Below are 19,629 nucleotides of genomic sequence, written 5' to 3'. Positions count from 1 at the left end.
AAATTTAAGAAAAGATGAAGTAATTTACGTTTTTCTATTGAATTAATAAAAAAACTCCCCATAAAATGAGGAGTCTACTGATTAACAGTTAAACTATTATACAATTTTTTTGTAATCAGTCAATTGAATTAGCCATAAATTTTAGAATATAAATCTTGATATTTTTCTTTAATTATTTTTCTTCTTAATTTCATAGTAGGAGTAAGGTGACCTGCATCAATACTCCATTCTTCAGGAGTAAGTTCGAATTTTTTTACTCGTTCCCATTTTCCAAATCTTTCATTATGCTCATCTACTTCTTCTTGATAACGATCAATTACTTTTTGGTTGCTGATCATTTCTTGAACAGTAGTGCCTATTTGTAAGCCTTTGCGTTCTGCCCAGTCTTTTAAAAATTCGAAATTAGGTTGTATAAAAGCGCCAGGCATTTTTTCTCCTTCACCAATAACCATAATCTGTTCAATAAAACGAGATTGTTTCATTGCATTTTCGATTAATTGAGGGGCAACATATTTTCCTCCAGAAGTTTTGAACATTTCTTTTTTACGATCGGTAATTTTTAAAAAGCCATCACTGTCAACTTCTCCAATATCACCAGTGTGGAAATATCCATCTTTTAATACTTCATTTGTTTTTTCCTCGTCTTTATAATATCCTTGCATGACTTGAGGACCTTTAATTAAGATCTCACCATCTTCTGCAATCTTAACTTCGGTATCAGGGATCATCCTTCCGACCGTTCCGATTTTAAAACCACCTTCTCTGAGATCATTTACAGATACTACAGGGGAAGTTTCTGTAAGACCATATCCTTCCATTACTGTAAGCCCAGCAGCGTTAAATACTCTTGCCAGTCTTGGTTGTAACGCAGCACTACCAGAGGCAATTACTTTTAAATTACCTCCAAGAGCTTCTTGCCATTTGCTAAATATTAACTTTTTAGCAATTCCTAATTTCTTTTCATAAAGCCAACCATTAGCTCCATAAGGCTCATATTTTAAACCTAACTCAACAGCCCAGAAAAATAATTTCTTTTTAATACCAGTTAAATCAGCTCCTTTTGCAATAATCTTGTCATATACTTTTTCGAGCAGTCTAGGAACTGCTGTCATTACATCAGGTTTAACTTCTTTAAGGTTATCACTAATTGTTTCGAGAGATTCTGCAAAATAGATGGTTACTCCAAGGTACTGATATAAATACATCAGCATTCTTTCATAAATATGACAAACAGGTAAAAAGCTTAAAGCTTTTGCTTCTCCAGCTGGTATAGGAAAACGAGTTCCTGAATTTAATGCATTACTTACTATGTTTTTATGACTTAACATTACGCCTTTGGGTCTTCCTGTTGTTCCTGATGTATATATTAATGTAGCAAGATCATTTTCTGATATAGAAGCCATTATTTTTTCTACTTCTTCTTGATTGCTATCATCTTTACCCAACTCTAAAACTTCATTCCAGCTTTTACAACCAGCTATGTCATTAAAAGAATATACCTCTTTTAATGATGGAACATTAGTATGAATATTTTTAACTTTTTGGAATACTTCTTCATCTGATACAAAACAGTATGTTGCCTCAGAATGATTTAAAACATATTCATAATCTTCTTGAGAAATAGTGGGATAAATAGGCACATCCTGAGCGCCTATTTGAAGGACACCTATATCAGTGATATTCCACTCTGTTCTGTTGTTAGAAGAAATGATTGCCACTTTATCATTAGGTTTAACACCTAATCGTAAGAGGCCTCGACTAATCTGGTTAGCTTTTTCTACATATTCTTTGGTGGAAATAGAAATCCATTCTCCATCATATTTGGTTACTAAAGCCTTATCTAAATTAAATTTTTTTAATTGGTAATGTGGGAAATCAAATAGTCTAGTAATTGTTGTCATACGTTGTTTTATAATATTTCTTAATAACCTTTGAAGTCCTCATCTTTTTATATTTATTTTTTAAAATGATAAGTTACTAAATTTATAGGTAAATCCGTTTAGATAACTAACATTTGTAAACTTCAAAAAATTATTATGCGTGCATAGTTTTGCAAATTATAAAAAATCTGATAATACGCAACTCTAATATATAAAAAAAGGAGCTTTAATTTGATAACTCCTTAATATTTTATTGTTTTTGTTGATATATTTAACTGTTAAATTAACTAACCTTTGAGTTTATTGGATTAAAACGATCTCTTTTTTAACATAACTTCAAAACAAAAAAGTTTGGGTTATGTGTACTTTTAGTACAATAAATTCATAGGTTAGCTATGTTTATGTAATTAAAAGACCGTTTTTTATTCCAGATATTACATAATATTTCAATAATGTCTATATAGTAGATATAAATTTTATTTTTTATCCAACCATTTTCTGGCATTTACAAAGGCTTCAATCCATGGGGATATTTCATCCTGTCTTTCTTTGGGGTAGTATGCCCAATTCCATTGAAAAGTAGAACGCTCGATGTGCGGCATCATTACTAAATGACGCCCAGTTTTATCTGTCATCATTGCTACATTGTAATCAGAACCATTTGGATTTGCGGGATAATTATCATATCCGTATTTGGCAACGATGTTATACTGGTCTTCTGATAATGGTAAATTAAATTTTCCTTCTCCATGTGAAATCCAAACTCCAAGTGTACTTCCAGCCAAAGAAGATAGCATTATAGAATTATTCTCTTGTATTTTTACAGAAGTAAAACCACTTTCGTGTTTATGAGAATCATTATGAACTAATTTACCATGTACCTCATGTTCTGGGTTGATTACCTCTAGTTCCATAAATAATTGGCAACCATTACAAATCCCAACAGATAAGGTATCTTCTCTTGCAAAAAAGTTTTTTAAGGCAGTATTTGCTTTTTCATTATATAAGAAAGCACCAGCCCATCCTTTGGCAGATCCTAAAACATCACTATTTGAAAAACCTCCAACGGCACCTATAAATTGAATATCTTCAAGGGTTTCTCGTCCAGAAATCAAATCGGTCATATGCACATCTTTGACATCAAAACCAGCCAAATACATTGCATTAGCCATTTCTCGTTCAGAATTACTTCCTTTTTCTCTAATAATTGCTGCTTTAGGTCTTTTTTTAGAAGTGTCAATAACTGGTTTTTTTCCTGTAAAATGTTTTGGAAATGTATAGTTTAAAGGTTGGTTTGCAAAATTCTTGAATCTATCCTGAGCCAGATTCTTATCAGTTTGCTTTTGATCTAGTAAAAAAGAGGTTTTATACCATGTATTTCTAAGTTCTTCAATATTGAGGTCAAAAGAATCATTTTGATTTTTTATTTGTAGAGAAGGTCTCTCTATAACTTTTCCGATGTTAAAAAACTGAATATCACGTTCTGATAGAATAGTATCGATATCTACATCAGAATTTGCTTGAAATACAATTCCGGCGTTTTCTGAAAACAATAGTTTTACGGAGTCAGATTCATCAATCGCAGATAAATCAATAGTCGCACCAAGATCATTATCAGCAAAACACAATTCTAATAATGTAGTAATGAATCCGCCAGACGCTATATCATGACCTGCTACAATTTTATCTTCTCGAATTAATTTTTGTATTGTATTAAAGGTATTTTTAAAATCTTTAGCATCTTTCACATTAGGAGCTTCAGATCCTATTTTATTCATGATTTGTGCAAATGAAGAACCTCCTAGTTTATGTGTATCATTAGAAAGGTTTATATAATAAATACTTCCTCCGTTTTTTTGAAAAACAGGTTCAATAACCTTATTGATGTTATTACAATTAGCTGCTGCAGATATAACTACGGTACCAGGAGCAATCACTTCTTCATTTGGATACTTTTGCTTCATGGATAATGAATCCTTACCTGTAGGAACATTAATTCCTAAATCAATAGAGAATTCTGAAATTGCTTTTACTGCTTTATATAATCTCGCATCTTCTCCTTCATTCTTACAAGGCCACATCCAGTTTGCAGATAAGGAAACAGAGTGCAAACCATCCTTAAGTGGAGCCCATATAATATTAGTTAAGGCTTCTGCTATTGAATTTTTGCTGCCTGCTTCTGGATCAATTAAACCCGAAATAGGGGAGTGACCAATACTAGTTGCAATACCTTCTTTACCATTATAATCCAAAGCCATTACTCCGCAATTATTTAATGGTAATTGAAGAGGTCCTGCACATTGTTGTTTTGCAACTTTACCACCCACACAACGATCTACCTTATTTGTTAACCAATCTTTACATGCAACAGCTTCTAATTGTAGTACTTGCTCCAGATAGTTTTCAAAATCATTTACAGTATAGGAAATGTCATTATAATTACGATCAATAGAAACGTCATTCATAATAGTTTTGGGAGAACTCCCAAACATATCCTCTAATGCTAAATCCATTGGTGTATCGCCTTTTGTTTTAGACTGAAAAGTAAAACGATTATCACCGGTTACATCTCCTACCTGGTACATTGGAGAACGTTCTCTTTCTGCAATTCGTTGTAAAGTATCTATATCTTTTTTGGCAATAACCAATCCCATTCTTTCTTGAGATTCATTTCCAATAAGTTCTTTTGAGGATAAAGTTGGATCTCCCACTGGTAATTTATCTAGGTCGATTTTTCCTCCGGTTTCTTCTACAAGTTCAGAAAGGCAATTAAGATGGCCTCCAGCGCCATGATCGTGTATAGAAACTATTGTGTTTTCTTCGCTTTCTACCATACCTCTTATGGCATTGGCAGCTCGTTTTTGCATTTCTGGATTAGAACGTTGGATAGCATTTAATTCGATCCCACTGCTAAACTCTCCAGTATCTGCAGAGGATACAGCAGCACCACCCATACCAATTCTATAATTCTCACCTCCAAGAATAACGATCTTATCTCCGGTTTCTGGTTTTTCTTTAATCGCTTGCTCTGCTTTACCATATCCAATACCTCCGGCCTGCATTATTACTTTGTCAAAACCAAGTTTACGAGCTGTCACGGTGAGCTTGTCGAAGTGTTCTTCATGCTCAAAAGTAAGTACGGATCCTGTAATAAGAGGTTGCCCAAATTTATTTCCAAAATCTGATGCCCCATTAGAAGCTTTAATTAAGATATCCATAGGAGTTTGGTATAACCAATCTCTTTTTTGCATAGTTTGCTCCCAAGGTCGATTATCCTCTAATCGGGAGTATGAAGTCATATATACTGCTGTTCCGGCAAGAGGCAAAGAACCTTTTCCTCCAGCAAGTCGATCTCTAATTTCACCTCCTGATCCGGTTGCAGCACCATTAAAGGGCTCTACCGTCGTAGGGAAATTATGAGTTTCAGCCTTAATAGAAATGACACTATTAAATTCAGTTTCTTCATAAAAATCAGGTTTGTCAGCAGTTTTAGGAGCGAACTGAGTGACTTTAGGACCTTTTATAAAGGCTACATTATCTTTATAAGCAGAAACGATATCATTTGGATTTGTTTCTGAAGTCTTTTTGATTAGTTTAAAAAGTGAAGTAGGTTGTTCTTCTCCATCAATAACAAATGTACCATTGAATATTTTGTGACGACAATGTTCAGAATTTACCTGAGAAAAACCAAATACTTCTGAATCGGTTAATTGCCGACCGATTTTTTTACTCACTTCTTCAAGATATTCAATTTCTTCAGTGCTAAGGGCAAGACCTTCACTACTATTATAGGCAGCAATATCATCTATAGCGATGATTTGCTCAGGTTCAATATCGATAGTGTAAATATCTTGATTTAGACTACTATACTTTTGAGAGAGCATAGGATCATAATCGGTATAATCTTGAATAACCTTTTGAAATTCTTCTATTCGAATGATTCCAGGTATACCCATATTTTGTGTGATCTCGACTGCATTAGTACTCCAGGGAGTAATCATTGCGGCACGTGGACCAACAAAAAAAGCGTCAATAGACGCCACAGATAATTGAGGTTGGTTGCCAAATAACCAGATGAGTTTCTTTATGTTTTCAGGGGAGATTTCATTGTCTGTTTGAACGGCAAATACTTTCTCGTTTTGGTTTCCGAAGAAATGAATCATTTTAAGGTTGTTGTATTGTATTGAACAAGCGGCAAATTTACTATTTTATAACTTAAGTTTAGCATAAAATTATTGTTGAATTGTATAGTTATTCACCGAATTTTAAACAATATAGATAACTAAAAATGTTATCGGGATGCCTGAAGCTGATATAACATTGCTACAACACATACTGTTAACTATTGGGATTAGAAACTTTTAAGTAGTATAATAGTAACGTTTTATGAAGGGGTTAATTACAAATAAAACTACTATTCTACATCTGTCAAGATAAACGTATTAGTAGCTTCTAAATCTGTTTTTTCTTGTAATACTTTATCTAATTCTAAAAGATCATCTTTTTCTAGAGCTTTGACCAGTATTTTGACTTTTTTTGATTTGTTTTCTTGAGTATTGTAATGCAGTTCAAGAGTTTTTTTAACAATAGAAAAGCTTGTGATTTGGTCATATTTCATGAGCTTTTTGGGTGCTATTATCCCTAATTTTATTTCCAGATATTGGGGATAAAGCTTTACTATTTTTAGATTTCTATTTGTTGCTCCAATAATCATGAATAAGATTCCAAATCCAATTAATGTACCATTACCAGCCAAAACTAATAAAACCAGACCCATTGCAAGTGCTACTCCTCCCATATATAAAGACTGATTCCCCATTTTTTTACTTAAAGTGAATTCTTTTATTGGTTCCATATTTAAAGTGTTTCTAAAAATTTATCTTCTTTTATTTTGTTTAATACTTTTCTGGCACCCATTACTCCAATTAATCCTATTGGGACAAAAAGAATACTTCCTATTAAGAATAGAGTACTTCCTGTTTTTGGTTTTCCCAAAAGTATAATAATGATTCCGATACAGTTTAATATCAAAAAAGGAAGAGTTATCCAAAATATGATTAAACTTTCATCTTCATGGGAGTTGATAGTAAATAGGACAATCAATAATTGAATTGCTATCCATATCATCATTAAGGGATTGATCATTTTCATTTTAAGTTAGTATTGCAAGGTTAATATTTTAGGAATTTTTTATACCAGATTCAAAAATCAACTATTTTGATAATTTACAATACCTTGTTTTCAGTGAAATCAACTGCTTTTATGTATAAAGAAAATTATTTTTAGGTTAATCAGCTTTTTTTTCTAATAAAGCCATGTAAAACCCATCATAACCAGATTTGTGAGAAAGTATTTTTTTGTCTTTGATAAGCATGAAATTTTCCCCGATTTCTGTTGAAAGGAATTTTTTTACTTGATCTTGATTCTCTGAAGGTAAGATTGAACATGTTGCATACACTAATTTTCCACCAGGTTTTACCATTTTAGAGTAGCTTTCTAAGATTTCAGCTTGTGTATTTTTTATTGTATCCAAAAACTCTGGTTGTAATTTCCACTTAGCATCAGGGTTTCTGCTAAGAACCCCTAAACCACTACAAGGAGCATCTATAAGTACTCGATCCGCCTTGTTATGAAGCTTTTTAATATCTTTTGTGCTTTCAATAACTCTTGGTTCTATATTGTGTGCGCCAGCTCTTCGTGCCCTTCTTTTTAATTCCTTAAGCTTATTACCATAAATATCCATGGCTATTACCTGACCCTTATTTTCCATTAATGCGGCCAAGTGAAGTGTTTTACCTCCGGCACCAGCACAAGTATCGACAACACGCTGCCCCGGTTGAACATCCAGAAAATCTGCTACTAATTGTGAAGAAGCATCTTGGACTTCGAACATTCCATTTTTAAAAGCATCAGTAGTAAATACATTAGTTCTTTCTACAAGTTTAAGAGCATCAGAATATCCATTGATAAATTCAGTATCTATATTTTCATCTTCTAAAGCACTTCTTAACTTATCTTTTGTTGTCTTTAAAGTATTCGCTCTTAAAACAACCGGTGCTTGTTGGTTTAAAGCATTGATTTCTTTATCCCATAGATGCCCTAATTCTTTTTGACCTAGTTCATCCATCCAGTCAGGGATAGATTCTTTAAATTTTCTGATTTTACTTAATTCATCAAACCGACCTTTAATTCGCCGAGTAGGAGTAGGAGCTATTTGTTTCCAGTCTGGCAAAGAAATTCCTCTTAATGTTGCCCAAACAGCAAAAATCCGCCATAAGTTTTCCCTAGAATACGGTTCTTTTACTTCTGCAATTTCAGCATATAAACGTTTCCATCTAACAATTTCATAAACGGTCTCTGCTACAAAGCTACGATCACGAGATCCCCATCTTTTGTCTCTCTTTAGTAATTTTTGTACAATTTTATCAGCATATGCTCCTTCATTAAATATTTCATGTAATCCATCTATAACAGCAAAGACAAGGTTTCTATGTAAACGCATTGTAGTATTTTTTTAAGGTTTGCAAAGGTATATGTTTGTAATCAAATACTGTTATATTTGAGTATAATTATTGAGAATGAGATTAATTACTATCATACTATTAGTTTTGACCATTATTTGCTGTAATACAGAAGATAAGGTGATAGCTCATGATTTTTCTGAAATAGAAATAGAATACCTTTTAAGGGATTCTTTAAGTGTAAGAGCAATAGCAATATATAGCGATACATTATTAGGTTTTGGTTATAATAAAGGATATGGGTTTATCAACCTAAAAACTAATGAAAAAAACTTAATTAATTTTGAAATTACTGGCTCTAATGAGGAATATCCTAATTGGGTTGCAGAGCAACGTGCTGTGAGTTTTAATAATACTTCCTTTTTTAGTTTGAGTATAGGATCCCCGGCAAGACTCAGAAAAATAAGTATTAATAACAAAGAAGAAAAAATAGTATATAGCGAAATCAACGATAAAGTATTTTATGATGCGATGGCCTTTTGGAATACAAGAGAAGGGATTGCAATGGGAGATCCAACTACTAATTGTTTATCAATATTAATAACACGAGATGAAGGAGAGACATGGAGCAAAGTTTCTTGTGATAATCTTCCTAAGGTTTTTGATGGTGAAGCAGCTTTTGCAGCTAGTAATGGTAATATTGCTATAATAGGAGATGAAACTTGGATCGTTTCTGGCGGTATGAAATCGAGAGTGTTTTACTCTCCGGATAAAGGGAAGACATGGGATGTTTTTGCAACTCCAATTATTGAAGGAAAACAGACCTCTGGTGTGTATTCTGTAGATTTTTATGATAAAAATGTTGGAATCATTTATGGTGGAGACTATACAAAACCAAAAGATAATATAGCAAATAAGGCAATTACTAATGATGGAGGAAAAACCTGGAGCTTACTATCAGAAGGCAAAGGACCTGGTTATAAGAGTTGTGTGCGATATATACCTAATGGAGGCGGTAAAGAAATAGCTGCAGTTGGATTCACCGGAATTTCAATTTCAAATGATTATGGAAAACATTGGAAAGAGCTAAGTAAAGAAGGGTTTTATACTCTAAGATTTATAAACGATAGTATAGCAATTGCCGCTGGAAAGGGTAGAATAGCTAAAATCATTTTTAAATAAAAAAAGAGAAACCATTAAATTTTCTCTTTTATATATTCAAAGCAATTAACATTATCCCTTTTTTCTTCGCTCTCGCATTCTTTGTAGAATACGTTTGTTAAAATCGGCTTCTGCTTTAATAAGGGTGATAATTTTTTTATTAGAAATGGTTTGTTTTAAATCTGTAATTAACTTCTTTCTGAATCTTGATTTTTTTTCCTGATTTTCAATGTGATTATTTAAAAAATCACCTGCTTGCTGATCACTTAATCCATCTGGTCCATCACTAGCTTCTCTTAGTGCTTTTAATTGTTTACGTTCTTGACGTTTAAGCTTATGAACTGTTTCTTCATAAGTATTATAAATAGGCCAGAATTTTTCTGCTTCTTTACTAGTCAAGTTTAATTTTTCTGTTAGATACGCAACTTTATATGCTTTCATTCTCTCTCTTGACCCATTTTGAGCAAGGGAACTGAAAGAAACAAAAATTACAAAAACAAGTATCAATATCTTTTTCATGTGTATGTTTTATTCTACAAATATAATCTCATCGTCAATATCCTCCTCGGATAAATAGTCTAATATCTCGTCATCGTTTACGAGTTCTTCTTCAAATACTTCTGTATAATTAATATCTTCATCTAATAAAGCAATCATTTCAGTAGTACTTAATTCGATATTTCCTTCATTAAAATAGTGGTGTATATCTGCTAATTCTATATCGTCAAAGTTTAATTTAGACTCCTCATATGTAGATAATGAAATAATAATTGCAATCATTGCTGCTATACCCGAAAAATATAAAATACTGCGTTTAGTGATTAATGAACGCACTTTGGTTTTGGATGGAGTCTCACTTACATTGTTCATTACATTATCTTCTAAAGTAGTAAAATAATCTTCGGGAATTGTAAAGCCAGAATCTATTTTGCTGCTTAGCATATTATCATTATCAGTAGGTCTAGATATTTTATCAAAAAGTTTGTGCTCAAACTCTTCAAAATAACCTTCGGGTACTTTAAAACCTCCATTGTTTTTATGTAGATTATCTTTCTTCACGATATATTAGACTTAAGATGTACATAATGGTTTAATCATTTTTTAAAAATTCTTCTATTTTTTTAGAGGCTAAGTGATATGATGCTTTTAGTGCACCTTCACTTGTTTCTAAAATTTCAGACATTTCTCTATATTTTAATTCCTGAAAATATTTCATATTAAAAACCTGTTGCTGCTTTTGTGGTAAAGTAGCTATTGCTTTTTGTAATTTTAGTTGTATTTGATCACCTTCATAATATACATCAGCCTCGAGGTTCTGAATCAATTGTTGATTTAACTCCTCATTGCTAATTGCGTATTTTTTGGCTTTTTGATTAAGAAATGTGATAGACTCATTTGTTGCAATGCGATATAGCCAAGAATACAATTTACTATCACCATTGAATTTTTTTATGTTTTTATAAACTTTAATAAAGACATTCTGAAGTACATCATCTGTATCATCATGATTTTTCAACATATTTCTTATGTGCCAATAGAGTCTTTGTTGATATAGAGTAACAAGTTCCCTAAAGGCTTTATCAATATCCTTTCCTGATTGTAATATATTGAGTAGGTCTTGTTCTTTTTTAGTATTCAAAAGATAAAATTAGTTTTATTATGAGATCTATATCATATTAGACTAATGTACAATAAAATGGTTTAATCAAGTATTAAAATAAAATAACTCTTTATTTTTTGTAGGAATTTGTAGGAATTAATGTTAAGTATTACTATTTTTTGCATTTTTCATAGATAAAATACATTTTTTGTTTGGTGAATTGAAAATAAAGACTATCTTTACAGTGTGATAATAATTTAGTTCTTTCATTCCCCCCGAAGTGAAAGTTTTAATAAAAGTGAGTTTTAATAAAAGTGAGTTTTAATTTTAGAATAAGCCCCTAAATTAAGATGATTTGTGTGAAGAGAAAGAGTGCGAAAGCACTCTTTTTTCATTTTATTACTTTTCGAAACATTTTTAACAAATGTAGTATTAATACTACAATATTTTATTTTTTATTTTTATTTTAAAAGTTAAAAAACATTTTTTTTAGACAAAATGCATAAAATATTTGGTAAATTAAAAATAAGTAGTATCTTTACAGTGTAATAATGAGTTAGTTCTTTCATTCCCCCCCCCCGAAGTGAAAGTTTTAATAAAAGTGAGTTTTAATTTTAGAGTAAGCCCCTAAATTAAGATGATTTGTGTGAAGAGAAAGAGTGCGAAAGCACTCTTTTTTCATTTTATTACTTTTTAAAAATGTTAATACGAGTAGTATATTTCTTACATAAAATATATTTTATAGTTTTTTTAAAGTTTAAAAGCATTATTTTTAGATAAAATGTATATAATATTTGGTAAATTAAAAATAAGTAGTATCTTTACAATGTAATAATGATTTAGTTCTTTCATTCCCCCCGAAGTGAAAGTTTTAATAAAAGTGAGTTTTAATTTTAGAATAAGCCCCTAAATTAAGATGATTTGTGTGAAGAGAAAGAGTGCAAAAGCACTCTTTTTTCATTTGCGCTTTTTTTTAATGTATAAGTAACTACATTATTTTAATATGCAAGCATTATAAAAAGTAGGAAAAAGATTACTTTTTGGTATAAATTTGACTTCTATTATAGATAAAGTGTGTTTTTTTTAGATAAAAATCAAAATTTACTTGTTGTTATCGAATTTTTGATATATATTTACATCATAGTTAAAGAATTAGTTCTTTCATTTCCCCCAAAGTGAAAGATGTTAATAAGAGTGAGTTTTAATTTTAGAATAAGCCCCTAAATTAAGATGATTTGTGTGAAGAAAAAGAGTGCGAGAGCACTCTTTTTTATTTTTAAAACTATGTTTTTTAGTGATTTAGCTTTCTAGTGATTGCATGGTGACTAATTTTTGATACACACCATTTTTAGAAATCAATTCATCATGAGTTCCTTTTTCAACAATTTTACCTTTTTGCATTACAACGATTAAATTTGAATTTTGTATTGTAGATAGTCTATGTGCAATCACAATACTAGTTCTGTTTTTCATCATGTTTTCTAATGCAGATTGTACCAACCTCTCACTTTCTGTATCCAAAGCAGAAGTCGCTTCATCAAGAATCATAATAGGAGGATTTTTTAATACTGCTCTGGCTATTGACAGACGCTGTTTTTGACCACCACTTAATTTGTTACCACTGTCTCCTATATTGGTTTCTATTCCAGAGGGTAGATCTTTTACAAACTCCCATGCATTCGCAATTTTTAAAGCTTCAATGATTTCTTCATCAGAAGCTGTTTGATCACCAACTAATAGGTTATTTTTTATAGTATCATTAAATAGGATAGAGTCTTGAGTAACTAACCCCATAAGATCTCTAAGAGATTTCTTTGTTAAATCTCTTATGTCAGTGCCATCAATTTTAATACTACCTTCATTTACATCATAAAAGCGAGTCACTAAGTTTGCTATAGTTGATTTACCACTTCCTGATTGTCCAACCAATGCAACCGAACTCCCTTTGGGAACTTTTAAAGAAAAATTGTTTAATACAAATTCATCTTCATATTTAAAGGAAATATTTTCTAATGAAATGTCTGTATTAAAATCATTCTTCTCTATAGCACCTTTTTTATCTTGTAAAGGAGAAGTTGTGTTAAGAATCTCTAAGACACGTTCTGCTGCTGCATTTCCTCTTTTTACTCCATAACTAGCTTTAGAAATGGCTTTGGCAGGGGTGAGAATATTATAAGCAAGTCCCATGTAAACAATAAAAAGTCCTGGATCTAATGTTTTTTCGACTAATACCATCTGGCCTCCATACCATAATAGAATAGCAATCACAGTGATACCAAGGAATTCACTGGTAGGTGATGCGAGGTTTTGTCTATTGAGCAAAGAATTTGAAAAACTATAAAAACGTGAGGTTGATTCCTGAAACTTTTTTCCAAAGATTTTTTCTGCAGTAAATCCTTTAATAACTTTAAGTCCACCCAAAGTCTCTTCTACTATAGAAAGAAAAAAACCTTGTTCTTGCTGTACTTTATCTGAATGCTTTTTTAATTTTTTTCCAACTAAAGAAATTAAAAATCCTGAGATGGGAATAAAAATAAACACAAATATGGTGAGTTTTAAACTGATTAAAAGCATAGTAAGTATTGTAAAAAGAATCATTAAAGGTTCTCTTACAATAAGCTCCAAAATGGATAAAAAAGAATGCTGAATTTCTAAAACATCAGTAGATATTCTGGCCATGGTATCTCCTTTTCGTTTTTCTGAGAAATATGACAATGGTAATTCAACGGTTTTGTCATATAATTCATTACGAATGTCTTTTAAAACACCATTTCGAAGAAAGGTAATAAAATACATAGCTAAATAGCTGAAGATATTTTTAAGAAAAAACATACCTATTACAAGGATGACCATAAAAATTAGGACGTCGTCATTACCTTGATCCGCTTTTTGGGTTACAAAGTAATTAAGATAATCTTCTCCATATTCTTTGGCTTTTAATATACCTTCCCATTCTGGCTTAATCCGAATCCTTTCGGTTTTATCAAAAAGAACCTTTAACATAGGAAATAAAGATACCATGGATAATGTCCCGAAAAGGGCATAAAAAATATTAGAGATAATATTTAGTATTGCATATAGTTTATAAGGTTTCGCAAAGCGAAGAATTTGTTTAAAATAGTTCATTAAAAATATGGATTAACAGTCATTGCTGTTATTTAAGTTAGTTTTAAATCTTTTTTTATAGCTCCAATTCTGTCTTCTAGTTGTTGATGTACTATTGAAAAGTTAGAAACTGTATCAAGATGTTCCTGAACGCTAATATAAAACTTGATCTTAGGTTCTGTTCCGCTTGGTCTTGCTGCAATTTTACTTCCTGCTTCGGTATAAAATATCAAAACGTTTGATTTTGGAATATCAATCGTATGTTCTGTAGCATCCTGAATGTTTTTTACTTTACTGGTTTGATAATCTTCGATTAGGACCACTTTTTCTTCATTGATCAACTTCGGAGGATTATTTCTTAGGTCTATCATGATTTGTTTTATTTCTGCAGCGCCGTCCATTCCTTTTTTGACCAGGGAAACAAGATTTTCTTTATAAAAACCATGTTTAGCATATAGCTCTAATAGTGTATTGTAAAAAGAACTTCCTTTAGCTTTTGCAAAAGCTACAATTTCGCAAGCAAGTAGGGTAGAGGTTACCGCATCTTTGTCTCTTACAAAATCACCAACCATAAACCCAAAACTTTCTTCACCTCCACCTATAAATTTCTGTTCGGGGAAGTCTTTAATCAATTTTGCAATCCATTTAAATCCAGTGAGCACTTCTTTATATTCAACTCCATAGGCTTCAGCCATATTTTTCATCATTGGAGTAGATACTATAGTCGATGCTATAAATTCATTGCCTTTAATTCCAACTTTGTTTTTATAATGTTCTAGTAAAAACCATGTCATTACAATCATGGTTTGGTTTCCATTTAATAACTGTAATTCATTATCATGATTACGAACTGCTATTCCTAATCGATCACAATCAGGGTCTGTACCTATTACAATATCGGCATTAACCTTTTTAGCTAGTTCCATAGCCATGGTCAAAGCTTCAGGTTCTTCTGGATTTGGAGATTTTACTGTTGGAAAATTACCATCAGGTTTTTCTTGTTCTTTTACAATATGAACATTTTTGTAGCCCGCTTTAGAAAGTGTTTCTGGCACTGCTGTTATTGATGTTCCGTGTAAAGAAGTAAAAACAATTGTGGTGTTATCTTTGGCTTCTTGTGTAGCGGCAAAACTTCCATGTTGTACACTTTGTTCTATAAACACAGTGTCAATTTCGGTATCGATTTTTTGTATCAGTTCGGCATTAGCTTCAAACTTAATATCAGCATATTTTAGGCCGTTTATTTCTGTTATAATTTCATTGTCCTGTGGTGGAACCAGTTGTCCACCATCTTCCCAATATACTTTATATCCATTATATTCTGGAGGATTATGACTTGCGGTTAATACAATACCACAGTGACATCCAAGTTCTTTTACCGCAAATGATAACTCGGGAGTAGGACGAAGACTAGAAAAAAGATATACTTTGATGCCGTTTGCAGAAAATACATCGGCTACAGTTTGTGCAAGTGTATCACTATTATTTCTACAATCATAAGCAATGACAGCCTTTGGTTGTACAGAAGAAAATTGCTTTAAAAGGTAATTACTAAGCCCCTGTGTGCTTTTACCTAAGGTGTATTTATTAATTCTATTCGTACCCGGGCCCATAATACCGCGCATACCTCCGGTACCAAATTCTAAATCCTTATAAAAACTTTCTTTAAGTTCTTCTGGATTATTCTTTAGTAAATTTTGAATTTCTTCTTGAGTGGTGGTGTCAAAGGTTGGTGTCAACCACTCCTCAGCTCTTGTCTTTATACTAGATTCTGTGATTTGCATGCTTATGGTTTTAATAACAAAAGTACTATAATTTGAATATTGTTGGGGGTAATTGATGTGTATTATTTGTGAATTTTAAGTTTTGTATTCATACTACTATTATGAAGATAAAATCCTTAAATGATTAGGGTTACATTATAAGTGTAAACGTTCTGCAATGCTGTATCTTTCTTTATCTCGTTTGCTTGTTAAAATGATTTCACCAAGAAACCCTGCTAAAAAGAACTGAGTTCCTAAAATCATAGAGGTAAGTGCTACATAAAACTCTGGCCGTTGTGCGATCAGTCTTCCTTTGGTTTCTATAAAAAGCTTGTCAATTCCCAGATATAGGGAAAAGCAAAATCCTACAATAAATAAAAGGGTCCCAATCAGTCCAAAAAAGTGCATAGGTCTTTTACCAAATCTGGACATAAACCATATGGTAACTAAATCCAGGAATCCATTAATGAAGCGACTCATCCCAAATTTTGTTTTACCATATTTTCGGGCTTGGTGTAGTACTACTTTTTCTCCAATTTTGGTAAAACCAGCATTTTTGGCAAGTACAGGGATATATCGATGCATTTCTCCATGTACATCAATGTTTTTTACGACACTATTTTTATAGGCTTTTAGTCCGCAATTAAAATCGTGTAATTTGACACCTGATGTTTTTCTTGCAGCGGCATTAAATAATTTTGAAGGTAAATTTTTTGCGATAACAGAATCATATCGTTTCTTTTTCCATCCCGAAATAAGATCATAGCCTTCTTTGGCAATCATATCATACATCTCAGGAATTTCTTCTGGGTTGTCTTGTAAATCGGCATCCATGGTAATGACCACATCTCCATGAGCAGCGCCAAATCCAGCATGTAATGCTTGGGATTTTCCGAAATTTTTAAGAAAACGAATACCTTTTACATTGGTGTCTTGTTCTGATAATTGACTAATGGTATCCCAGGACCCATCGGTACTGCCATCATCGATAAAAATAATTTCATAAGAAAAAGAATTGGATTGCATAACTTTTGCAATCCAATGGTATAATTCGTTAAGTGATTCCTGCTCATTAAGCAGTGGTATGACCACAGATATATTCATAAATTAATATAAGTCTTGTTTTTTTCTCATTGCTAGACCTGCAAAAAGGGAAATGATAAAACCAACAAACAAACTCCATATTAGAGCAAATGCTGATATAATATATGGCGAAGTGAATTTTTTGGCCATTTCTAAGCTTTGATTCATTTGTTCTTCTGACATATCAGGAAAACGTTCAATCATTTGTTCGCGCTGAGCTTCATTGATTTGATTCACAATGTCTGGTTCTATTACATTCATTAAAAGAATGGTCCAGATTACACTTATAATACCTCCAATAAGCGCAATACCAAGTCCAAGTTTTAGAGCTTCACTAAGTTGAAGAAATCCTCCATTGGTAGTTTTATATGCTTTGATCCCGTATACAATCACACCCAACATAATAGCTAGACCGATAACAGTATGTATCCAGTTTTGTTCTGTATATCCATCTGTAATATATATTACTACTCCCATTAATACTGAGAGGATCCCAAGGATTACTCCATAGTTTATAATAATTTTCTTAGTAGACGCTTTGTCATTCTCCATAATGTGAAATAGTTTTGGTTATCTATAAACCATAAGTACACAAAGATAGTAAATTGTTACAGGTATAGAATAATAATATATGGTATTGATGTATTTGAAAGCTTGAGTTATTCAATAAGATAAAGTAAAATTATGTTGGTATTTGCATAATAATGTTAATTCTGATAAGTAATAGTCGGTTATTTTTTAATAAATATCTCTTTTTTTCTGCATAATGGCTCCACCCATTAAAGCAATAAGAAAACCAAAGAGTAAATTAGAAACCAATGACATTGCCGATTTTACATAAGAAGAATTAATTGTTTTGATTGAAACTATGTTTTCATCAATTTCTTCTTGAGATATATCAGGATTATTGCTTATCATTTCTTTATATTGTACTTCAGCTATTTGGTTGATCATTTCGGGTTCTATTACATTCATTAGTAAAACAATCCAAATAATAAGTGTTAAGGCACCAATTATTGCAATACCAATACCTATTTTTATGGCTTTACTTAATTCTAAAAAACCTTTGTTTGCAGTTTTGTACGAATATATTCCATAAGTAATTACACATATGAGTATTGCTAAATCTATCCCTCCTTCTATTAGGTTTATGTTCATCATATTATCAGTTATATATAGAATTGAGTTGTATATAATTGATACGATTCCTAGAATTATTCCATAAGTTAAAATATATTTTTTACTGGAGATATTTACCTCTTCCATACCATTAAAAATGTTTTTTGGTTGATTAAAAACCATTAGTGTTCAAATATAATAAAATGTTACAGTTTGAATAAAGATAGCTTTTTATCGGTCAATTTCATGTTTTTGTCGTATATTTATTCAGTTATTACGGTTTTTCCGTAATTATAATAAGGTCTCAATAGGCGTAAAACATGGAGGTTCATGAGAAATGAATTTAAAATGTTAAATATTTGTTTTTAAATGTTTTATGGGTTTTTGAAGCTAAATAAAGTTAGGATATGACCTTTTTTGAGACTAAATATTCCAATTTAAAATTGTTAAATGAGTATTAACTAAACCGGGATTTATGAGAAAACTACTACTTTTTATATTTGTAACTTCTTTATTTGTTGTAGAATCTTGTTCCAAACATGAAGAATATACTGAAGTTTCATTGACAGAGAAAGAATATCTCGTGGAACAAACTCTTATTGAGTTTAATAATAGTGCGATTAAAACCGGAAAATATGATAGGTTAATTAATTCCATATCCCAAAAATCGACAACAGAGTCATTAAGTCAAGCTGAATTAGAAGTAATGCTCCAGGAGTTTCTTGGAGAACAGACTCAGGCATTCTTAAGTGTATACTATCAACTTGAAGCTTTGGGTATTACTGCTGAAGAGTTTTATAGTATTGCTCATCAATTCGAATACCTAAGATTAGATATATCCTCAAATGGAGAGAAAAAATCTGGTAATTGTTCAGGAGGACCAGCTAGCCTTCTTTCAGCCATTATAAATTGGTTTAGTGGTTGTGACAAAGCATAATGTTTTGATATTTTCTCAATAACTTTTAAATATTCGAGACACTAATTTAATTTCTTTATTTCGAAAAATATTTTGCATTTTAAAAAATAGTTGTAAATTTGCACCTCGAAATTAGAAAAGATTATAACGATGAGAAAAGATATTCACCCAGATAATTATAGATTAGTAGCTTTTAAAGACATGTCTAATGACGAAGTTTTTTTAACCAAGTCTACAGCAAATACCAAAGAAACTTTAGAAGTAGATGGTGTTGAGTATCCATTAGTAAAATTAGAAATTTCCAGAACTTCTCATCCATTTTATACCGGTAAGTCAAAACTTATCGATACTGCTGGACGTATTGACAAATTCAAAAACAAATACGCTAAATTCAAAAAGTAATTTAACGTTATGAGTCGTCCTAAAATAGGTTGACAATTTTACGATATTTAATTTAGTCCTGTGAAGCTAGCTTCACAGGATTTTTTGTTATGTATAAAATTAGGTGTTTTTAAATTAAGACTCCAATGTGGTCTTTTAT

Annotated in this window: 16 protein-coding genes; 3 read left to right on the top strand and 13 right to left on the bottom strand. The window is 31.5% G+C overall.

The annotated features are described in order from the left end of the window. Positions 1-128 precede the first annotated feature (128 nt). The 5 genes from FOF46_RS20240 to FOF46_RS20220 form a co-directional block, all read right to left on the bottom strand. The gene (locus tag FOF46_RS20240; RefSeq protein ID WP_143917694.1) at positions 129-1,901 is read right to left on the bottom strand and encodes an AMP-dependent synthetase/ligase; all 1,773 of its coding nucleotides are present in this window, start codon (positions 1,899-1,901) and stop codon (positions 129-131) included. Between the two features lie 455 nt (positions 1,902-2,356). Further along, on the bottom strand, positions 2,357-6,043 hold the full coding sequence (gene purL / locus FOF46_RS20235; RefSeq protein ID WP_143917693.1) for a phosphoribosylformylglycinamidine synthase: 3,687 nt from the start codon (positions 6,041-6,043) through the stop codon (positions 2,357-2,359). Positions 6,044-6,294: 251 nt separating this feature from the next. Then, the gene (locus FOF46_RS20230) at positions 6,295-6,735 is read right to left on the bottom strand and encodes a hypothetical protein (protein ID WP_143917692.1); all 441 of its coding nucleotides are present in this window, start codon (positions 6,733-6,735) and stop codon (positions 6,295-6,297) included. A 2-nt stretch (positions 6,736-6,737) separates the two neighbouring features. Next, the gene (locus FOF46_RS20225) at positions 6,738-7,031 is read right to left on the bottom strand and encodes a hypothetical protein (protein ID WP_143917691.1); all 294 of its coding nucleotides are present in this window, start codon (positions 7,029-7,031) and stop codon (positions 6,738-6,740) included. A gap of 136 nt (positions 7,032-7,167) precedes the next feature. After that, a complete protein-coding gene (locus FOF46_RS20220; RefSeq protein ID WP_143917690.1) occupies positions 7,168-8,382 on the bottom strand; it encodes an RsmB/NOP family class I SAM-dependent RNA methyltransferase in 1,215 nt (404 codons plus the stop codon). A gap of 76 nt (positions 8,383-8,458) precedes the next feature. On the opposite strand from FOF46_RS20220, the gene FOF46_RS20215 reads away from it, so the two are divergent. Then, positions 8,459-9,523 (top strand): sialidase family protein, encoded by a 1,065-nt coding sequence (locus FOF46_RS20215; RefSeq protein WP_143917689.1) that lies wholly within the window; start codon positions 8,459-8,461, stop codon positions 9,521-9,523. 51 nt (positions 9,524-9,574) lie between these two features. Here the strand turns inward: FOF46_RS20215 and FOF46_RS20210 are convergent, their stop codons facing one another. From FOF46_RS20210 to FOF46_RS20175, 8 genes are all read right to left on the bottom strand, one after another. Continuing rightward, positions 9,575-10,021, bottom strand: coding sequence for a hypothetical protein (locus tag FOF46_RS20210; RefSeq protein WP_143917688.1), 447 nt, complete (start codon positions 10,019-10,021; stop codon positions 9,575-9,577). 9 nt (positions 10,022-10,030) lie between these two features. Then, entirely contained in the window at positions 10,031-10,561 is a 531-nt protein-coding gene (locus FOF46_RS20205) for a hypothetical protein (protein WP_143917687.1), read from the bottom strand. 31 nt (positions 10,562-10,592) lie between these two features. Continuing rightward, positions 10,593-11,141 (bottom strand): RNA polymerase sigma factor, encoded by a 549-nt coding sequence (locus FOF46_RS20200; RefSeq protein ID WP_109436909.1) that lies wholly within the window; start codon positions 11,139-11,141, stop codon positions 10,593-10,595. Positions 11,142-12,401: 1,260 nt separating this feature from the next. After that, positions 12,402-14,228 (bottom strand): ABC transporter ATP-binding protein, encoded by a 1,827-nt coding sequence (locus tag FOF46_RS20195; protein WP_143917686.1) that lies wholly within the window; start codon positions 14,226-14,228, stop codon positions 12,402-12,404. A 32-nt stretch (positions 14,229-14,260) separates the two neighbouring features. After that, positions 14,261-15,991, bottom strand: coding sequence for a phospho-sugar mutase (locus FOF46_RS20190; RefSeq protein ID WP_143917685.1), 1,731 nt, complete (start codon positions 15,989-15,991; stop codon positions 14,261-14,263). A 135-nt stretch (positions 15,992-16,126) separates the two neighbouring features. Further along, the gene (locus FOF46_RS20185; RefSeq protein ID WP_143917684.1) at positions 16,127-17,074 is read right to left on the bottom strand and encodes a glycosyltransferase family 2 protein; all 948 of its coding nucleotides are present in this window, start codon (positions 17,072-17,074) and stop codon (positions 16,127-16,129) included. Between the two features lie 3 nt (positions 17,075-17,077). Further along, complete coding sequence (locus FOF46_RS20180) at positions 17,078-17,605, bottom strand: DUF4199 domain-containing protein (protein WP_143917683.1); 528 nt, start codon at positions 17,603-17,605, stop codon at positions 17,078-17,080. A 186-nt stretch (positions 17,606-17,791) separates the two neighbouring features. Beyond that, positions 17,792-18,319: a DUF4199 domain-containing protein gene (locus FOF46_RS20175; RefSeq protein WP_167571898.1), complete on the bottom strand. Its 528-nt coding sequence runs from the start codon at positions 18,317-18,319 to the stop codon at positions 17,792-17,794. 328 nt (positions 18,320-18,647) lie between these two features. On the opposite strand from FOF46_RS20175, the gene FOF46_RS20170 reads away from it, so the two are divergent. After that, positions 18,648-19,109: a hypothetical protein gene (locus FOF46_RS20170; RefSeq protein ID WP_143917681.1), complete on the top strand. Its 462-nt coding sequence runs from the start codon at positions 18,648-18,650 to the stop codon at positions 19,107-19,109. Between the two features lie 129 nt (positions 19,110-19,238). Then, entirely contained in the window at positions 19,239-19,490 is a 252-nt protein-coding gene (locus FOF46_RS20165) for a type B 50S ribosomal protein L31 (RefSeq protein WP_027392055.1), read from the top strand. The last annotated feature ends 139 nt before the right edge of the window (positions 19,491-19,629 follow it).

Source organism: Aquimarina algiphila (assembly GCF_007489275.1).
GTDB lineage: Bacteria > Bacteroidota > Bacteroidia > Flavobacteriales > Flavobacteriaceae > Aquimarina > Aquimarina algiphila.
This window is presented reverse-complemented; position numbering and strand designations above follow the sequence as displayed.